This window comes from Rhodoferax sp., from assembly GCF_044236835.1.
GTDB lineage: Bacteria > Pseudomonadota > Gammaproteobacteria > Burkholderiales > Burkholderiaceae_C > Allorhodoferax.
Genome location: NZ_JBIIGC010000030.1, coordinates 1 through 17819 on the forward strand (window position 1 = coordinate 1; position 17819 = coordinate 17819).

General features: G+C 60.5%; 15 protein-coding genes and 1 pseudogene. 7 read left to right on the forward strand and 9 right to left on the reverse strand.

What is annotated here, in order from left to right; genetic code table 11:
• Positions 1-382 precede the first annotated feature (382 nt).
• Both selD and ACILRC_RS14505 read left to right on the forward strand, forming a co-directional pair.
• Positions 383-2725, forward strand: a complete 2343-nt coding sequence (selD, locus tag ACILRC_RS14500; RefSeq protein WP_395670088.1) for a selenide, water dikinase SelD — start codon at positions 383-385, stop codon at positions 2723-2725.
• A 174-nt stretch (positions 2726-2899) separates the two neighbouring features.
• Positions 2900-3298, forward strand: a pseudogene (locus ACILRC_RS14505) (RNA recognition motif domain-containing protein); the annotation flags it as partial.
• Between the two features lie 57 nt (positions 3299-3355).
• Here ACILRC_RS14505 and ACILRC_RS14510 read toward each other — a convergent pair.
• From ACILRC_RS14510 to ACILRC_RS14525, 4 genes are read right to left on the reverse strand one after another with little or no spacing between them, the layout of a single operon-like run.
• On the reverse strand, positions 3356-4135 hold the full coding sequence (locus tag ACILRC_RS14510) for an SDR family oxidoreductase (protein ID WP_395670089.1): 780 nt from the start codon (positions 4133-4135) through the stop codon (positions 3356-3358).
• 14 nt (positions 4136-4149) lie between these two features.
• Positions 4150-4767, reverse strand: a complete 618-nt coding sequence (gene lptC, locus ACILRC_RS14515) for an LPS export ABC transporter periplasmic protein LptC (RefSeq protein ID WP_395670090.1) — start codon at positions 4765-4767, stop codon at positions 4150-4152.
• A 24-nt stretch (positions 4768-4791) separates the two neighbouring features.
• Positions 4792-5334 (reverse strand): KdsC family phosphatase, encoded by a 543-nt coding sequence (locus ACILRC_RS14520; RefSeq protein ID WP_395670091.1) that lies wholly within the window; start codon positions 5332-5334, stop codon positions 4792-4794.
• Complete coding sequence (locus tag ACILRC_RS14525) at positions 5334-6344, reverse strand: SIS domain-containing protein (RefSeq protein ID WP_395670092.1); 1011 nt, start codon at positions 6342-6344, stop codon at positions 5334-5336. The genes ACILRC_RS14520 and ACILRC_RS14525 overlap by 1 nt, the downstream gene beginning before the upstream one ends.
• 55 nt (positions 6345-6399) lie before the next feature.
• Between ACILRC_RS14525 and ACILRC_RS14530 the strand changes: the two genes are divergently transcribed.
• Together ACILRC_RS14530 and ACILRC_RS14535 are read left to right on the forward strand one after the other, a co-directional pair.
• The gene (locus tag ACILRC_RS14530) at positions 6400-8388 is read left to right on the forward strand and encodes a cation:proton antiporter (protein ID WP_395670093.1); all 1989 of its coding nucleotides are present in this window, start codon (positions 6400-6402) and stop codon (positions 8386-8388) included.
• A 75-nt stretch (positions 8389-8463) separates the two neighbouring features.
• A complete protein-coding gene (locus tag ACILRC_RS14535) occupies positions 8464-9018 on the forward strand; it encodes an adenine phosphoribosyltransferase (protein ID WP_395670094.1) in 555 nt (184 codons plus the stop codon).
• A 54-nt stretch (positions 9019-9072) separates the two neighbouring features.
• Here the strand turns inward: ACILRC_RS14535 and ACILRC_RS14540 are convergent, their stop codons facing one another.
• The 5 genes from ACILRC_RS14540 to rpmH form a co-directional block, all read right to left on the reverse strand.
• Positions 9073-10521, reverse strand: a complete 1449-nt coding sequence (locus tag ACILRC_RS14540) for a tRNA modification GTPase (protein WP_395670095.1) — start codon at positions 10519-10521, stop codon at positions 9073-9075.
• A 30-nt stretch (positions 10522-10551) separates the two neighbouring features.
• The gene (yidC, locus tag ACILRC_RS14545; protein WP_395670096.1) at positions 10552-12285 is read right to left on the reverse strand and encodes a membrane protein insertase YidC; all 1734 of its coding nucleotides are present in this window, start codon (positions 12283-12285) and stop codon (positions 10552-10554) included.
• Positions 12282-12548 carry a membrane protein insertion efficiency factor YidD gene (yidD, locus tag ACILRC_RS14550; protein ID WP_395670097.1) on the reverse strand — a complete coding sequence of 89 codons (267 nt, stop codon included), beginning with the start codon at positions 12546-12548 and terminating at the stop codon, positions 12282-12284. The genes yidC and yidD overlap by 4 nt, the downstream gene beginning before the upstream one ends.
• Positions 12549-12563: 15 nt before the next feature.
• Positions 12564-12986: a ribonuclease P protein component gene (locus tag ACILRC_RS14555; RefSeq protein WP_395670098.1), complete on the reverse strand. Its 423-nt coding sequence runs from the start codon at positions 12984-12986 to the stop codon at positions 12564-12566.
• Positions 12987-13061: 75 nt separating this feature from the next.
• Positions 13062-13196 (reverse strand): 50S ribosomal protein L34, encoded by a 135-nt coding sequence (rpmH, locus tag ACILRC_RS14560; RefSeq protein WP_006299042.1) that lies wholly within the window; start codon positions 13194-13196, stop codon positions 13062-13064.
• Between the two features lie 305 nt (positions 13197-13501).
• On the opposite strand from rpmH, the gene dnaA reads away from it, so the two are divergent.
• The 3 genes from dnaA to ACILRC_RS14575 form a co-directional block, all read left to right on the forward strand.
• A complete protein-coding gene (gene dnaA, locus ACILRC_RS14565) occupies positions 13502-14914 on the forward strand; it encodes a chromosomal replication initiator protein DnaA (protein ID WP_395670099.1) in 1413 nt (470 codons plus the stop codon).
• Between the two features lie 127 nt (positions 14915-15041).
• Complete coding sequence (dnaN, locus tag ACILRC_RS14570) at positions 15042-16148, forward strand: DNA polymerase III subunit beta (RefSeq protein WP_395670100.1); 1107 nt, start codon at positions 15042-15044, stop codon at positions 16146-16148.
• Between the two features lie 94 nt (positions 16149-16242).
• Positions 16243-17819: DNA gyrase subunit B (locus ACILRC_RS14575; protein ID WP_395670101.1), on the forward strand; the 1577-nt coding region annotated here is incomplete at its 3' end.

Here is a 17819-nt window from a genome sequence, read left to right on the forward strand (position 1 = left end):
CGGCGCTGCGCATTGGTGAGGTGCCAGCCAAGGGTTCGGCGGAGTTTGAGATGGCGCAGAGTTCGGAGCAGCTCTTGGCCAAGGTAAGCAAGCTGGTGGTCACGCTAGAGGACAGCGTGGAGCCTCAGCAGATAGGCAGCCGCATTGTGTTCACGGGCAACTGCGCCAAACTTTGGTAAGCGTCCCTGTTGCGGGATGCGCTGGGCAAAGCGCTAGGCCCTTCATGTGACAGCTTGTGGAAGCGTGCCTCTAGATTTTGCGGTCGCTAATCACTCTGCCCGTGGGGACAAGCTTGAACGCCGGGCGTGTTCCAGTGCGCTGATTAGCGAGGGCTTTGGCTAGCGCGCAATGCACCGCCCGGGCTCGCTACACTGCAGCCGGCATGCACGACATCGACCAGCCTGTACTTAAAGACATCGTTCTTGTCGGTGGGGGACACAGCCACGTGGTTGTGCTCCGAAACTTCGGCATGGCGCCCGTTGCGGGCGTGCGCCTCACTGTAATTTGCACCGATACGCATACGCCGTATTCCGGCATGCTGCCCGGCTATGTGGCTGGGCACTACGACCACGACGCGGTACACATCGACCTGCGGCGATTGGCCCAGTTTGCAGGCGCGCGGTTTTATCGTGACGAGGTTGTGGGTCTGGACCGTGCGGCCCGCAAAGTTCTGTGCAGAAATCGACCGCCGGTGGTCTACGACCTGTTGTCGATCAACACCGGCTCCACACCGCAGCTCACAAGTGTCCCAGGCGCGGCTGAGTACGCCATTGCAGTCAAGCCGATCGCGCAGTTCAATACCCGCTGGCTGGCGCTGTTGGAGCGCGTGCGATGCCACACCGGTCCCACCACGGTGGCAGTGGTGGGTGCTGGCGCAGGCGGTGTCGAACTGCTTTTGGCAATACAGTTTCGGCTGCAGCAGATGTTGCGCGGCGCGGGTCGCAACCCTTCGGCCTTGACGTTTCACCTGTTTGCCAGCGGCGACTGCATCCTGCCCACCCACAACACACGGGTGCGCAAGGCGTTTGAGTCCGTGCTAGCAAAACGCGCAGTGCAGGTGCACCACAACGCATCCGTCACGCGAGTGGAGCCTGGCCGGCTGACCACATCGCTTGGCGACACTTTTTCAGTCGACGAGGTGATGTGGGTAACCCAAGCTGGTGGACCCGCGTGGCTCCATGGCAGTGGTTTGGTATTGGACAAGGGCGGCTTTGTTGTGGTCAATGACACCCTGCAATCCGTCGATGACCCCAACATCTTTGCCGCCGGCGATGTCGCCAGTATCACCGGCCACCGCCTGGAGAAGGCAGGTGTGTTTGCGGTTCGCCAAGGGCGCCCGCTGGCAGAAAACCTGCGCTTGCGCCTGCGAGGTGCGCCGCTCAAACCCTACCGGCCCCAGCGCAATTGGCTGGCACTGATTAGCACCGGTGACCAGTACGCAATTGCCTCACGCGGGCGGCTCGAATGCTCAGGCGCGTGGGTGTGGCGCTGGAAGGATTGGATCGACCGCCGATTCATGCGTCGGTTCCAGGATCTGCCAATGAACACCTCGGCGTCCAACATGGCGCCGGTAACCAGCGCCATGTTTGCACACGACCTCATGGTGAGCCCCGAAGAATCCCAGCAAGCCCTTGCCGCACAAGCGATGCGCTGCGGCGGCTGCGGCGCCAAGGTCGGGCCCGATGTGCTGTCGAGCGCACTCGCACAACTGCAGCCTATTCGACCGAGCGATGTGTTGATCGGCCTGGATGACCCAGACGATGCTGCCGTGGTGCGCGTACCCGCCGGAAAGGCGATGGTGCACACGGTCGACTTCTTTCGGGCCTTTGTCGATGACCCCTATCTGTTTGGCAAGGTCGCGGCCAACCATGCCTTGGGTGATATCTGGGCCATGGGTGCCCAGGCGCAAACGGCTACGGCGATCGTGACCGTGCCCAACGGGCTGGATGCCAAGGTCCAGGATGTGCTGCTGCAACTGATGACCGGTGCGACCGAAGTGCTCAATGCAGCCGATTGCGCGCTCGTAGGCGGACACACCGGTGAGGGCCGCGAGCTGGCGCTGGGCTTCGCGATCAACGGTCTAATCGACGACGCTTCAGAGCACATCCTGCGCAAGAGTGGATTGCGCACGGGGGATGTGCTTATTTTGACCAAGCCGCTGGGCACCGGCACCTTGTTTGCGGCCCATGCACAACTGACGGCCAAAGGACGCTGGATCGACGCCGCACTGCAATCCATGCTGGTGTCCAACCAACGCGGCGCCCAATGCCTGCGCGACTTTGGAGCGACTGCGTGTACCGACGTGAGCGGATTTGGCTTGCTAGGGCATTTGGTAGAGATGGCACGCCCATCCGGCGTCGACGCCGAGATCAACCTCGACGCGTTACCGCTGCTGGACGGCGCACAGGCCTGCTTGCAAGCGGGCATCGTGAGCTCGCTCCAAAGCGCCAACACACGTTTGGCGCAAACCGTGAGCAACTCAGAGGCCTACCGGACCCATCCCTGCTACCCGGTTCTATTTGACCCGCAGACTGCCGGCGGCTTGCTAGCTAGCGTGTCTGAAGACAAGGCAACGGCCTGCATCGCCGCATTGCACGCCCTGGGCTACCCCAGCGCGGCCGCCATCGGGCGGGTGCTGCCACGTTCGAGCCAATGGGCAGCCGTTTCCTTGCTTGCAGCCGGTTTTCGCGCACCAACTGCGAACACTTGGGTTCCATCTTCTTAAAAAAGAGTCGCATTGTTCAGAAAACTAACGCATAATCAAAACGCATCGGCCTAACAAGGCGCGGTGCGTGTTTGCGGTGTTTGGTCAGTTTCGCGTCTGCTACAAGTCTTTCCTAGTTTGTTGATTGCGGTTTTGGACTCCATCGCGTTTTGAGTTATTTTGAGGAGTCCCGACATGGGCAACAAACTTTACGTGGGCAATCTGCCCTATTCCTTCCGTGACGAAGACCTGCAGCAAACCTTTGCTCCGCACGGCACGGTCACCAGCGCCAAAGTCATGATGGAACGTGACACCGGCCGCTCCAAAGGCTTCGGCTTCGTAGAAATGTCCAGCGACGCAGAAGCGCAAGCCGCTATCAACGGCGTCAATGGCCAGCAATTTGGCGGTCGCGGCTTGGTGGTGAATGAAGCCCGTCCCATGGAGCCACGTCCCCCACGCTCTGGCGGTTTTGGCGGCGGCGGCGGCGGTGGTTACGGCGGCGGTGCCGGTGGTGGCCGCTCGGGTGGTGGTGGTGGTTACGGTGGCGGCGGCGGCCGGTCAGGTGGCGGTGGTGGTTACGGCGGTGGCCGTGGCAACAGCTACTAAGCCCACTAGCACCAACAAAGGACCTTCGGGTCCTTTTTTGTTGCCCTATTCCAGCGCTTCGGCGCGGTTTTTCCTGGGCCGACCAGCAACTGCACGGTCGAACACTGCATTGGGCAAAGCCCGCAACAAACGCGCAACCCACGCCATTTGCCACGGAATAACGCGGTAGCTGCGGCCTGCCTCTATCGCTTTGAATGCGGCGGCGGCGAAGTCGTCTGGGTGCATCAGAAATGGCATGCGGTACGCATTTTTTTGGGTCAGCGGGGTGTCGATGTAGCCCGGGGACAGTGTGACCACACGGACACCTGTTGCCCGCAACTCACCGCGCAAGCTCTCACAGTAGGCAATCACCCCGGCTTTGCTGGCGCAGTACGCGCCGTGCCCCGGCAGCCCCCGGATACCGGCAACACTGGCAATGCCAACGAGCCGCCCACTTCCCCGCTGCGCCATGGCGCGCACGAACGGATGGAAAGTCGCCGCCAGCCCCAAGTTATTGGTCGCAAAGACGCGCTGCATCACTGCAAGGTCGGAGCGAATCGCGGTGTCCATGCCGATACTGATACCTGCATTGGCAATCACAACGTCTGGCAGGCCTTGGTTCGCAATGCACTGCGCGCCTAGGGTTGCCATGCCCTCAACGTCTGACACGTCCGCACAGTAAACGCGGTAGCGCTGCGGATTGAGTTGCGCGGAGTGTGCCCACTGCTCGATCACGTCCGCACGCCGCGCTACCAAGGCCAAGCGGTAGCCGGCCACATAAAAGCGCGCCGCCAAGGACTGCCCCAGTCCACTGGATGCGCCGGTGATGAAGACCAATGGTGCCATGCGTTGACCCGGGTTTACTGGCGCGGCTCGGGAAGCAAGGTGCCACGCACCCGTCCCTGCAAAGTGATCACCTGTGCGAGGTTGTCAAAGTCCAAGGAGTCGGCGGTGAAACGGTCTTTGCCGCGCAACAACTCCACGGGCTTGTGCGAGCGAATTCGCTCGGTATCCAAGAATGCGTGCAAAAACTCACCTCGGTACTCCAAGCGCGGGTTGGATGATTTTTGGTTCGGTGCGTCACCCTCGCGGACGATGACTGCGCTGCCCAGCAATTGGACTTCCGAGCCGTCTTCGTTGGTCAAGCCGCGCAATGCGGTGGCCGTGGTCAGGCGGCCTTTTTCATCCACAGAGCGGATGGTGATGGCGTCGATTTCGAGCCATTGGGTATCAGGAAAATGCTGCGCTTTGCGGCCCAACACTTCAGTACGGATGCGGCCTTTTGGGTCGAAAGTTCTCACCGCAAACCCTTCCATGAAATAGTCTGGTCCGTGGCGCTTCGTCTGCGGTGGCGCCGCCTCGGTGCTGGGCGCGGTGCTCCGCACCATCCAGTACGAGCCTAAGGCCAGCAAGCCCATGCAAACCAGCGGCAGGTACAGCAAAAAGCGATCCCAAGCGTCACGCAAAAATGCTCTCATGGCGGGTCACCGGGTGTGGGCAACTCAAGCATACGATTGGAGCAGCCCGAGATAGCGGCCGCTTGCCATGAGCAACAAATCACAGAACTCGCGTGCCGCACCATGGCCCGCAACAGCCTGGGTTACGTAGTGCGCGTGGGCACGCACTTCGGTGTGGGCTTGGGCCGGCGCGCATGCCAATGAAGTACGCCGCATCACAGGCAGATCAGGCCAATCGTCGCCCATGGCAGCCGCTTGGTCCCAGCCCAAGCCCAGGGTTTGTAGCGTTTGCTGCGCGGCCGCCAGCTTGTCCTCAATTCCAAAGTGGCAATGGGTGATGCCCAATGCAGCAAGACGCGTGCGCAAGGGAGCAGAGTCCCGACCGGTGATCACAGCGGGCGTCAAGCCGGCTTGCGCAAGCATCTTCAGCCCATGGCCGTCCAGGGTAGAAAAGCGCTTAAGCGTCTCGCCGTTCTCAGAGAAGTACAGACCACCGTCGGTGAGCACGCCGTCGACATCAAAGAAGGCGACCTTGACCTGGTGTGCACGCTGCAGCAGCGCCGGATCGAAACGCAGGGCTGCTTGCATCAAATCACCTTCGCACGCATCAGGTCGTTGGAGTTGAGCACCCCACACAAACGATTGGTAGAGTCCACCACCAGCACACTGGTGATGCGCCTGCGCTCCATCAACTCGGCGGCTTCCACCGCGAGCGCCTGCGGGGCTATGGTGTGCGGCGCGCGCTGCATCACGTCGGCAGCGTGGCACTGGCGCAGGTCCCGCCCTTGTTCGATGAGCCTTCGCAAATCTCCGTCGGTGAAAATGCCCAACACCTGCTGGTTGGCATCCACGATCGCAGCGGCACCCAGACCTTTTCTGCTCATCGCACGCATGAGTGCGCTGAAATCAGCGTCGGGGCCGACACACGGAATCGCTTCACCCGTGCGCATGACATCACTCACGTGGGTCAGCAGCTTGCGCCCCAACGCGCCACCAGGGTGCGAGCGGGCGAAGTCCTCTGCACGAAAACCGCGGGCATCGAGCAAGGCTACGGCGAGTGCATCACCAATGGCAACCTGCACCGTGGTGCTGGCCGTGGGGGCCAAATTCAAAGGACAGGCTTCTTTGGAGACGCCCGCGTCCAGCCACAGATCGGCGTGGCGGACCATGCTGCAGTCCGCAACGCCCGTCATGGCGATCAGCGGTGTGCCTTGGCGCTTGAGTGCGGGAAGCAGGGCCAGAATCTCTTGCGCCTCGCCACTATTGGAAATCGCCAGCACCAGGTCGTGGCGGGTCACCATACCGAGGTCGCCGTGGCTCGCTTCGGCCGGATGCACAAACATCGCCGGCGTTCCGGTAGAGGCCAAGGTGGCGGCAATCTTGCGCCCCATGTGGCCGCTTTTGCCCATGCCCATCACCACGACCCGGCCCTCGACATCCAGCACCATGCCAACCGCTGCGGCAAAGGCCTCGCCCAAACGATCTTTGGCTTCCAGCACCGCCTGCGCTTCAATCGCCAGTGTCTCGCGCGCCAAGGCAAGGACCCGCTGGGTGTCTGGCCGCTTGCGTGCCTCGGTGCTGGCTTGGATGGTCTGCATCGCGGCATTTTATAGACCGGTGTATCGGCGGGGGCGGTGTTGCTAGTATGCGAGCATGACCGGTCTGGAAATCACCCTGCTGTACCTGCTTGCCGCCGTGCTGGGTGTGGTGGCCTGCCGCATGTTGAAGTTGCCCGCGATGCTGGGTTACCTGGCGGTAGGCGTGCTCATTGGACCCAACGCGCTGGCATTGGCGCAAAGCACGCAAGCGGTGCGCTACCTGGGCGAGTTTGGCGTCGTGTTCCTGATGTTTGTGATCGGCCTGGAGTTCAACTTGCCAAAGTTGCACGCCATGCGCAAGCATGTGTTTGGTTTGGGATTGCTGCAAGTAGCGGTCACGATTTTGGGGGGGACCTTGGCCGCACTCGGCTTGGCAGCACTGGCGCCCGAGGTATGGGCCATGGGCTGGCGCACCGCGCTGGCGCTGGCCTGCGCGCTGGCAATGAGTAGCACGGCCGTGGTGGTCAAACTGATGGTGGACCGCTTGGAGATGGACTCCGAGCACGGCAAGCGGGTGATGGGCGTGCTGTTGCTACAGGATTTGGCGGTGGTGCCCCTGCTGGTGTTGGTGCCTGCGCTGGGCGCACCACAAGAGAGCTTGGTAACCGGGCTGGCGCTGGCGGCGTTGAAGGCGACGGTGCTGGTGACGGTGTTGCTGGTAGGTGGTCAGCATGTGATGCGCCGCTGGCTGACGTTGGTGGCGCGGCGCAAGAGCGAGGAGCTGTTCATCCTCAACCTGCTGCTGGTGACTTTGGGGCTCGCATGGCTTACGGAATTGGCCGGCTTGAGTTTGGCCTTGGGTGCGTTCATTGCGGGCATGTTGATTTCGGAGACTGAGTTCAAGCACCAGGTGGAGACCGACATCCGTCCCTTCCACGATGTGCTGCTGGGGCTGTTCTTCATCAGTATCGGCATGCTGCTGGACTGGCGTTTGGTGTTCGAACGCTGGCCCCTGGTGCTACTGCTGTTGGTGGTGCCCGTGCTGGCCAAGGCGGCGCTGGTGTGGGTGCTGGCCCGTCTGATGGGTGCACCGTCCGGCGTGGCACTTCGCGTGGGTCTGTACCTGGCGCAAGCGGGTGAGTTTGGCTTTGTGCTGCTGATGTTGGCGCAACAAAGCAACCTGGTACCACCGGCGCTGTTGAACCCGATTTTGGCGAGCATGGTGTTGTCGATGCTTCTCACTCCGTTTCTGATCAGCTACAGCAACCGCATCGTGATGAAACTGGTGTCCACCGAGTGGCTGCAGCAGTCCCTGCAAATGACATCGATTGCGCGTAAATCCATCAATGTGGACAAGCACGTCATCATTTGCGGCTACGGCCGCTGTGGCCAGAACTTGGCGCGCATGCTAGAGCAAGAAGGCATTCCCTATATGGCCCTGGACCTGGACCCCGACCGCGTGCGACTGGCCGCGGCGGCTGGCGACTCGGTGGTGTTTGGTGACTGCGGACGCCTTCAGGCTTTGATGGCTGCGGGTTTGGCACGCGCCAGCGCCGTCGTGGTCACGTACCTGGACGAAGCCGGTGCGCTGAAACTGCTCACTCACACCCGTTCGCACGCACCACAGGTGCCGGTCATCGTTCGAACCCAAGACGACCACAGCCTGGAAAAGCTGCAGGCCGCTGGCGCCACCGAGGTGGTGCCGGAAGCACTGGAAGGGTCCTTGATGCTGGCCAGCCATGCCCTGGCGCTGGTGGGCGTACCCATGCGCCGTGTGATCCGCATCGTGCAAGACCAGCGCGATGCGCGCTACAGTATGCTGCGCGGTTTTTTTCATGGCGCCGACGATGACTCGGTCGACGAGCTCGCCCACGAGCGATTGACCACCTTGACCTTGCCGGCGGCGGCGCGCGCCTCGGGCCGTCCCCTGGCCGACTTCACTTTGCACGCCTTGCAGGTGCGGGTCGTCAGCGTGCGCCGCGCTAATGGCGCAGCCCAAGCAGTGGGCGACACCTTGGTGCTGCGCGACGGTGACACCTTGGTGCTTTCCGGCCGCGCCGACGCGCTGCATTTGGCCGAGCAAAAGCTGCTGCGTGGACACTGACGCACCCCCACCCAACGCCATCCCCGCGCATCGGCAAAATACCAAGCATCCCCTCCCTTGCAGGACACCATCGCCATGCCACTCCACAGCGTGAACCAGTACCTCCGCGACCATATCCGCACCGTTCCTGACTGGCCGGCACCCGGCGTGCAGTTTCGCGACATCACCCCATTGCTGCAGGACGCGAAGGTGTTCAGGGTGCTGATCGACGCATTCGTGCACCGCTACATGGACAGCCACATGCGCCCCGACGTGGTTGCGGGCCTGGATGCGCGGGGTTTCATCCTCGGCGCGGTGCTAGCCTACGAGCTCAATGTGGGCTTCATTCCGATCCGCAAGAAGGGCAAGCTGCCCTTCACCACGGTTGAAGAAACCTACGAGTTGGAGTACGGCAGCGCCACGGTGGAACTGCACACCGATGCAGTCAAGGCGGGCGACCGTGTGGTCTTGATTGACGACTTGGTGGCCACTGGCGGCACCATGATGGCTGGACGTAAGCTGCTGGAAAAACTGGGGGCGCATGTCATGGAAGGCGCGGCGATTGTCGATTTGCCAGAGCTTGGCGGCTCCGACAAGATCCTGGCGTCCGGCCTGCCGCTGTTTACCTTGGTGTCATTCGAGGGCCACTGACGCGGCCTTGGCCGGGTGCCGTGCTGCCGCCTTGCACTGCGCTTGGAGCGGCACTTATTTGCCGATACAAAACTGCGAGAAGATCACGCCCAACAAATCGTCGGAGCTGAACTCGCCGGTGATTTCGCCCAAGGCCACCTGGGCCAAGCGCAGCTCTTCGGCTAGCAGGTCCAGTGCCTGCGCGTGGGCGGCCAAATGGTCCGCTGCCGATGCCAAGTGCGATTGCACCCGACCTATCGCCTGCACATGCCGGGCGCGTGCGATAAACACCCCGCCTGCAGGAGCCTGCCAGCCAGCCGCTTCCAACAGCGATTTGCGCAAAACATCCAACCCATCGCCAGTGTACGTGGACACGGCCACGCCGCCTTGGCTGCGCTGGGCCGCCAAGTCGCACTTGGTCCAAACATCCATCACTGGTGTGGATGCAGGCAGCATCGCTGCGAGTTGCGCAGCAATAGCGGCGTCGTCGGCCTGGTACTGCGGCAGGTCCAGGCGCGTGAGGTCGTGAAGAAAAAGGACGACGTCGGCATCCTTGATTGCTTGCCACGCGCGCTCTATGCCAATGCGCTCCACCATGTCGTCGCTGCGACGCAAGCCAGCGGTGTCGATCACATGGATCGGAACGCCTTCGATTTGAATGGTCTGCTGGACTTTGTCGCGCGTGGTGCCGGCCACTGGCGTAACGATGGCCAGCTCGGCCCCAGCCAGCGCATTGAGCAAAGACGATTTGCCCGCGTTGGGCTGCCCGGCCAAGACCACGCCGATGCCCTCGCGCAGCAGTGCGCCCTGTGTGGCGCTGGACTGCACCGCCTGCACCGCCACGCGCAGCCGATGGAGCTGACCTTGCGCATCGGCCTTCTGTAAAAAATCGATCTCCTCTTCCGGGAAGTCCAAGGTGGCCTCCACCAGCATGCGCAAGGCGATGAGCGCGTCGCGCAGCACGTGCACCTCCCGGGAAAAAGCGCCTCCCAGCGATCGGCTGGCGCTGCGGGCAGCGGCTTCGGTGCTGGCGTCAATCAAATCGGCAATCGCCTCTGCTTGGGCGAGGTCGAGCTTGCCATTGAGAAACGCGCGCTGCGAAAACTCGCCAGGCTGGGCGAGGCGCAAACCAGGCAGCACGCAATCCGTTGCGTCCGGCATTGCGCTGTCGGCGGGTCCATGGTCACGCCCAGCGGACGCAGGGCGCATTTGTGAGGCTACCTCGAGGCAACGCGCCATCAGCAGTTGCAGCACCAACGGCCCACCGTGCCCGTGGAGCTCCAAGACATCTTCGCCGGTGAACGAATGGGGCGCTGGAAAACACAAGGCCAGCCCTTGGTCGATCGCCGCGCCATCGCCATCACAAAATGGCAGGTAGCAAGCTTCTCGCGGTGGCAGGTCTCTGCCGAAAAAGGCTCGCACAAACGGTGCGAGGTCTTTGGCGCTGAGCCGCACGATGCCCACCGAGCCCCGGCCCGGTGCGGTGGCCACCGCCAGTATGGGATCGTCGCGGCCGGCCAGCATAGGCAGATCTACTGGGCGTACGGCGCGCCTTCAGCGGAACTTGGGCAGGTTGAATTGAGGAGGTACGCCCATGCGGGTGTTGATGATCCACTGTTGCGCGATCGACAACACGTTGTTGGTAATCCAGTACAACACCAGGCCCGAGGGGAAGAAGAAAAACATCACGCTGAACGCCAAGGGCATGAACCACATCAGCTTGGCTTGCAATGGGTCCGGTGGCGCAGGGTTGAGCGCGGTTTGCAACAAGGTGGTCAGGGTCATGATCACGGGCAAGATGTAGTAGGGATCGGGCGTGGCCAGATCGTGAATCCACAGCGCCCACGGCGCATTGCGCATTTCCACCGTCGATAAAAGTACCCAGTACAGGGCGATGAACACCGGGATTTGAACCAGGATGGGGAAGCAGCCGCCCAGGGGGTTGACTTTTTCCTCCCGATAAATGCGCATCATTTCTTGCTGCATTTGCTGGGGATTGTCCTTCAAGCGCTCACGCATTTCCATGACCTTGGGATTGACCGCCTTCATCTTGGCCATGCTGGCGTAGGCCTTGGCGTTGAGCCAGTAGAAGGCAATCTTCAACAGCAAAACCAAGGCCACGATCGCCCAGCCCCAGTTGTGCAATACGCTGTAGAGCTTGTCCAAGAGCCAGTACAAGGGCTTGGCCAAGGGCGTGAGCCAGCCGTAGTCTTTGACCAGTTCCAGACCCGGGCTCAAAGCTTGCAAGAGCTTTTCTTCCTGCGGGCCGACGAACAACTTCGCGTCGACGGCAACCGTCGCAGCTGGAGCGATCGCATCCAGCGGCGCAATCATGGTGGCACGGTAGCAGCAGTCCCCTAGCGTGGAGCCGATGTCCACTGCGTCCATGGAGATAGCGCGCTGAACGCCGTCGGGCAAGATCCAGGCGCTGGCAAAGTAGTGCTGCACCATGGCGACGTAGCCGTTGCTGCTGGTCTTCTCAAAGTCCGCGTTCTTCTTTTTGATGTTGGCAAAATCCACCTTTTGGTACTTCTTGGCTTCGGTATACACCGCAGGGCCAGTGAAAGTGGAATAAAACGCCGACTCACCCACGGGCTTGTTGCCGTCACGCACGAGCTGCATATAGAGCTGGGGCGAGACCGGCGCATTGGATGTGTTGGTGAGAGCGTGTTTGACTGCAATGTCATACGCGCCACGGCGCAACGTGTAGGTTTTGACGAGCTTGACACCGCCCACCTCGGGCGACGCAAATTCCAGAACCAAGGTGTTTTCGCCATCGGCCAACTTGCGTGGACCGCTGGGTACCATCACCGTCTTGTGCGTTGGAAACGCCCCGCCACCAGCGCCTGCCACCACGCCGGTCTGGGCCATGTAGACGCGCTCTTTGCTGTCATCCAAGAGCACAAAGTTTTTGGTTTTGTCGACGGTGTCGGAATACTTGAGCAGCTCTGCACGCACCAACGAGCCGCCCTCGGTATCAAACGTGAGTTTGAATACATCGGTCACGACATCAAAGCGCTCTTTGGGAACGGCCTGCGCCGCAGGTGCGGCTGCATTCGCTGCTGCGTCCGAACCCGGCAGGGCCGCAGCAGGCTGCACTTGGGTGCCAGCGGGAACCGCATTGTCTGAAGAGGCCGGTACCGCAGCCGCCTTGGGCGACGTGGTTTGACTCGCGGGGCTTGGAAAGAAGGTGGCCGCCCTGCCGTTGTGTACCTGCCATTGGTCCCACAGCAAAACCATGGAAAACCCAAAAACCACCCACAAAATGGTGCGGCGAATGTCGTTCATGAGGAGTTCTTTTTCGTAGGATAAATCAAGCGGCCAAAGAGCCGGGGAGCCTGTGCCGGCACCGGGTCATGCCCCCCTTCGCACCAAGGGCTGCAACGCACGATGCGTGCGGCTGCAAGATAAGTGCCCGAGAGCGAACCATGGGCTTGCAGTGCCTGGAGGGCGTACTGGGAACACGTAGGTTCAAACCGGCACGAGGAACCCAGCCAAGGACTCAACAGCAGCCGGTAAGCCTTAACGATGCCAATCAAGAATGCGCGCATACCGCTCAAACCGCCCTAGCACGACGCAAGCGCTGGGCGTTGCATGCGCTCAAACAACTGGTGCAGCTCTTCCCGAACCGCTTGGCGCAGGGCGTCGGAGGTGGCGCTCACGAACTCGGACCGGTCAAACGCGCTGCGAAGACGCACCAGATGTGCGCCCTGCAGTAGCCAACCCACGTTGGCGGTAGCGACCGCGTAAATTTGGCGCTTGATAGTGTTTCGTGTGACGGCCCGCTTGGCCCAACGCTTAGGCACCATCGCGCCCAGCCATACGCGGGCGTGCGCATCCGTAGAGGCCGGGGGATTGGCGCCTGCCGTGCTTGCCAACCACGCTGGGTTGTCGTGACCAATACAGTGGAGAACGAAGTGGTCGGTCCGAGACAACACCCTCCCAGCCAGGACGGCTTGAAACTGGCACCGCGTCTGGAGTCTGATCACAGTAAGGCGCGCCCAAGGTCCAAGAACGTTACGTCGTCAACCAAGGCGCAGTCGCAAGCGACATCCTCGGTGTCGCTAGACCGCGAGGCGTTTGCGGCCCTTCGCGCGGCGCGCGTTGATGACAGCACGGCCTCCCCGTGTTTTCATGCGGACAAGAAAACCATGGGTGCGGGCACGGCGAATTTTGGAAGGTTGGTAGGTACGTTTCATAGTGATCTCGGTCTCGGCTTGCAGCAAACGGGGGCCTGTAGGCCCCAAAAACGTACAAATCGCTTCTCTGTAAGGTCGTTACAGCGTTCGGCTCAATGGCATGGGCTTGCCTGTCTTTCGCGGCGCGCAGACAGCCCAAGATTATGGCAATTTTTCCGGGGCCGGGCAAGCCGTTGTCTGCTGCGGCCACTGAGGCGCACCACACACCTCCCACTTTTGCGTCTTTCAAACATGTGGATAAAGCTTTGATAAACTAGCCTCCGTTGCGCACCTGCCGCCACATATCCACAGAAAAAAACTCACCTATGACCGCGCAGCCCCCCCGTCACGAACACCACCCAGCGGCGGGCGATGCGGGCCAAAGTCTGTGGCAAAGCTGCATCGACCAGTTGGCCCAGGAACTGCCCGAGCAGCAGTTCAACACTTGGATCAAGCCACTGCGGGCCTCGCTCAAAGAGGATGCTTCGGTGATGACCTTGCAGGTTGCGAACCGCTTCAAGCTGGACTGGGTGCGAGCACAGTACCGCCAACGCATCATGCAGTTACTTGAAAAGTTGTACGGGCAACCAGTGGACGTAGAGTTAGCGATCACTCTCTCCGAAGTATCTGCGAAACCTAGCTTTGCATCACCGGTTGCAGGTACCGTAAGTTTTGAGGACATGGTTGAAGCCGCCGAAGACCGCGGCTTTGGGACCCCCAAGAATCGCCTCAATGGCATGCTCACGTTCGAAACTTTGGTGGAAGGAACCGCCAATCGCATGGCACGCGCGGCCGCCATGCATGTGGCGACCATGCCTGGGCATTTGTACAACCCGCTCTTCATTTACGGCGGTGTTGGATTGGGCAAAACCCACCTGATGCATGCCGTGGGCAACCGCTTACTTATGGACCGGTCCAACGCCAAAGTGCTCTACATCCATGCAGAACAATTCGTTTCCGACGTGGTGAAAGCCTACCAGCGCAAAACCTTCGATGAATTCAAGGATAAGTACCATTCGCTGGACCTTTTGCTGATCGACGACGTTCAATTTTTTGCGAACAAAGACCGCACTCAAGAAGAGTTTTTCAACGCGTTTGAGGCGCTTTTGGCGAAGAAGTCGCACATCGTCATGACCAGCGACACCTACCCCAAGGGGCTGGCCGACATCCACGAGCGCCTGGTTTCACGCTTCGACTCGGGTTTGACCGTGGCCATTGAGCCGCCCGAACTGGAAATGCGGGTAGCCATCTTGATCAACAAGGCGCGGGCCGAGGGCTCCGACATGCCCGAAGAAGTGGCCTTTTTCGTCGCCAAGAACGTGCGCTCCAACGTGCGGGAGCTCGAAGGCGCGCTACGCAAAATCTTGGCTTACTCGCGTTTTAACCAGAAGGAAATCACGATTGCCTTGGCGCGCGAGGCCCTGCGCGATTTGCTGTCCATACAAAACCGCCAGATTTCGGTGGAGAACATCCAAAAGACCGTGGCCGACTACTACAAGATCAAGGTAGCGGACATGTACTCCAAAAAACGGCCGGCCAGCATCGCCCGCCCCCGGCAAATTGCCATGTATTTGGCCAAAGAGCTCACGCAAAAGAGTCTCCCCGAAATCGGCGAACTTTTCGGCGGACGGGACCATACCACCGTGTTGCACGCGGTACGCAAGATTGGCGCCGAACGCCAGCAAGCCACCGAACTGAACCAGCAACTCCATGTGCTAGAGCAAACCCTCAAAGGTTGAAGTCACAAAAACAGAACAGGGAACCGACAATCAGGGTGCAAAACAGCGAAAATAGCGGTCGGCACGACCCGCGCCGACCACCTAGGTGATTTCGGCTTGCAGACTCTCAGTTAGAACAGAGGTTGACATGATCGTATTGAAGGCACCGCAGGACAAAGTTCTGTCCGTTTTGCAGTCCGTTGCGGGCATCGTGGAGCGTCGCCACACCCTGCCTATCCTGGCCAACGTTCTGTTGCGCAAATCGGGGACGTCGTTGCAATTAACGACCAGCGATTTGGAAATTCAAATCCGCACCACCGCAGAGCTGGGGGGCGACACAGGCAACTTCACCACCACGGTGGGCGCGCGAAAGCTCATCGACATTTTGCGCACCATGCCAAGCGACCAAACAGTGTCATTGGAATCGCAGCAAAACAAGCTGATCGTCAAGGGCGGCAAAAGCAGGTTCACCTTGCAGACCATGCAGGCTGAAGATTTTCCTCTGGTGCAGGAGTCGCCTAGCTTTGGACCCACGTTCAGCATCCCGCAGAAAACTTTGCGCGAATTGCTGGGGCAGGTGGGTTTTGCCATGGCTGTGCATGACATCCGCTACTACCTCAACGGCATTTTGTTTGTCGCAGAAGGAAAGCAGTTGAGTTTGGTTGCCACCGACGGTCACCGGCTGGCCTACGCGTCGGCAACGTTGGAGACCGAGGTGCCCAAGCAAGAGGTCATCTTGCCGCGTAAAACGGTGCTCGAAATGCAGCGCCTGTTGAGCGATTCCAACGGCGAGATCCAGATGCAGTTTGCCAACAACCAAGCCAAGTTCACCTTCGACGGTATGGAGTTCGTGACCAAGCTGGTGGAGGGCAAGTTCCCCGACTACAACCGCGTCATCCCCAAGAACCACAAGAATTCCATCACCTTGGGGCGCGAGGCCTTGCTCAAGACGCTGCAGCGCACCGCCATTTTGACCAGCGACAAGTTCAAGGGCGTGCGCCTCAATATCGATCCCGGCAGCTTGCGCGTGGCATCCAACAATGCGGAGCAGGAGGAAGCGGTTGACGAGCTCGACATCGACTACAGCGGTGACAGCATCGAGATTGGCTTCAACGTGACCTACCTGATCGACGCGCTGGCCAATATGGGACAAGACATGGTCAAGCTGGAACTGTCCGACGGCAACAGCTCTGCGTTGTTTTCGATCCCGGACAACGCCACCTTCAAGTACGTGGTCATGCCGATGCGAATTTGACGCCTGCGCACGCACTGCAAGTTGTGCATCCAAACCCCCTCTTGCAGGGGGTTTGGTCATTCAAGAGTTTGAGATTTTGTGAGAAAAGTAAGCCATGACTGACGACAACCAAGCCGCTGCGACCCCCGAGGAAGACCATCAGGGGCGCCAACAAGCGGTCAACACCGGCGATGGCGGTACCGAGAGTTCCAACTTTCAACCCACCATTGACGCGCACCAGGCCGGCGCATCGGAGGCCTATGGCGAAGGTTCTATCCAAATTCTTGAAGGCCTGGAGGCCGTGCGCAAACGCCCCGGCATGTACATCGGCGACACATCTGACGGTACCGGCCTGCACCACCTGGTGTTTGAGGTGGTGGACAACTCGATCGACGAATCCTTGGCGGGCCACTGCGACGACATTTTGGTGACCATCCACTCCGACAATTCCATCAGCGTGGTGGACAACGGACGCGGCATTCCAACCGGCATCAAGATGGACGACAAGCACGAGCCCAAACGCTCGGCGGCCGAGATCGCGCTCACCGAGTTGCACGCCGGCGGCAAGTTCAACCAGAACAGCTACAAAGTCTCGGGCGGTCTGCATGGCGTGGGTGTGAGTTGCGTGAATGCGCTCTCCAAAATGCTGCGCCTCACCATCCGCCGCGACGGCAAAGTGCACACCATGGAGTTCAGCAAAGGCTTTGTGCAAAACCGCTTGCTGGAAACGGTCAATGGCATCGAGGTTTCACCCATGCGGGTGGTCGGCGAAACCGAGAAGCGCGGCACCGAGGTGCACTTCTTGCCCGACACCGAAATCTTCAAAGAGAACAACGACTTCCACTACGAGATCTTGAGCAAGCGCCTGCGCGAACTCAGCTTTTTGAACAACGGCGTGCGTATCCGCCTGAAAGACGAGCGCAGCGGCAAAGAAGACGACTTTGCAGGTGCCGGTGGTGTGCAAGGCTTTGTGAACTTCATCAACAAAGGCAAAACGGTGTTGCACCCCAACGTCTTCCACGCCATGGGCGACCGCCAAAGCGACCAGGGCACCAACATCGGGGTCGAGGTTGCGATGCAATGGAACAGCGGCTACAACGAACAGGTGCTGTGCTTCACTAACAACATCCCCCAGCGCGACGGCGGCACCCACCTCACCGGGTTGCGCGCGGCCATGACACGGGTGATCAACAAGTACATCGATGAGTCCGAGTTGGCCAAAAAAGCCAAAGTCGAAGTCAGCGGTGACGACATGCGCGAAGGCCTGTGCTGCGTGCTCTCGGTCAAGGTGCCAGAGCCCAAGTTCAGCAGCCAAACCAAAGACAAGCTGGTCTCCAGCGAAGTGCGCGGCCCGGTAGAAGACATCGTCAGCAAGCTGCTCACCGACTACCTGCAAGAGCGGCCCAACGACGCCAAGATCATCGTGGGCAAGATCATCGAGGCCGCCCGGGCCCGCGAAGCCGCCCGCAAGGCGCGTGACATGACCCGCCGCAAAGGCGTGCTCGACGGCATGGGCTTGCCCGGCAAGCTCGCGGACTGCCAAGAAAAAGACCCTGCGCTGTGCGAGATCTACATCGTAGAGGGCGATTCCGCCGGCGGCTCGGCCAAACAAGGCCGCGACCGCAAGTTCCAGGCGATCTTGCCTTTGCGCGGAAAGATCTTGAACGTCGAGAAGGCACGCTACGAAAAGCA

Coding starts and splice junctions, on each gene's coding strand:
- lptC (WP_395670090.1), bottom strand. CDS start 4,767: ATGAGAGCATTTTTGCGTGACGCTTGGGATCGCTTTTTGCTGTACCTG.
- ACILRC_RS14530 (WP_395670093.1), top strand. CDS start 6,400: ATGACCGGTCTGGAAATCACCCTGCTGTACCTGCTTGCCGCCGTGCTG.
- dnaN (WP_395670100.1), top strand. CDS start 15,042: ATGATCGTATTGAAGGCACCGCAGGACAAAGTTCTGTCCGTTTTGCAG.
- selD (WP_395670088.1), top strand. CDS start 383: ATGCACGACATCGACCAGCCTGTACTTAAAGACATCGTTCTTGTCGGT.
- ACILRC_RS14525 (WP_395670092.1), bottom strand. CDS start 6,344: ATGCAGACCATCCAAGCCAGCACCGAGGCACGCAAGCGGCCAGACACC.
- yidC (WP_395670096.1), bottom strand. CDS start 12,285: ATGAACGACATTCGCCGCACCATTTTGTGGGTGGTTTTTGGGTTTTCC.
- ACILRC_RS14510 (WP_395670089.1), bottom strand. CDS start 4,135: ATGGCACCATTGGTCTTCATCACCGGCGCATCCAGTGGACTGGGGCAG.
- yidD (WP_395670097.1), bottom strand. CDS start 12,548: ATGCGCGCATTCTTGATTGGCATCGTTAAGGCTTACCGGCTGCTGTTG.
- ACILRC_RS14540 (WP_395670095.1), bottom strand. CDS start 10,521: ATGCTGGCCGGCCGCGACGATCCCATACTGGCGGTGGCCACCGCACCG.
- rpmH (WP_006299042.1), bottom strand. CDS start 13,196: ATGAAACGTACCTACCAACCTTCCAAAATTCGCCGTGCCCGCACCCAT.
- ACILRC_RS14520 (WP_395670091.1), bottom strand. CDS start 5,334: ATGCAAGCAGCCCTGCGTTTCGATCCGGCGCTGCTGCAGCGTGCACAC.
- dnaA (WP_395670099.1), top strand. CDS start 13,502: ATGACCGCGCAGCCCCCCCGTCACGAACACCACCCAGCGGCGGGCGAT.
- ACILRC_RS14535 (WP_395670094.1), top strand. CDS start 8,464: ATGCCACTCCACAGCGTGAACCAGTACCTCCGCGACCATATCCGCACC.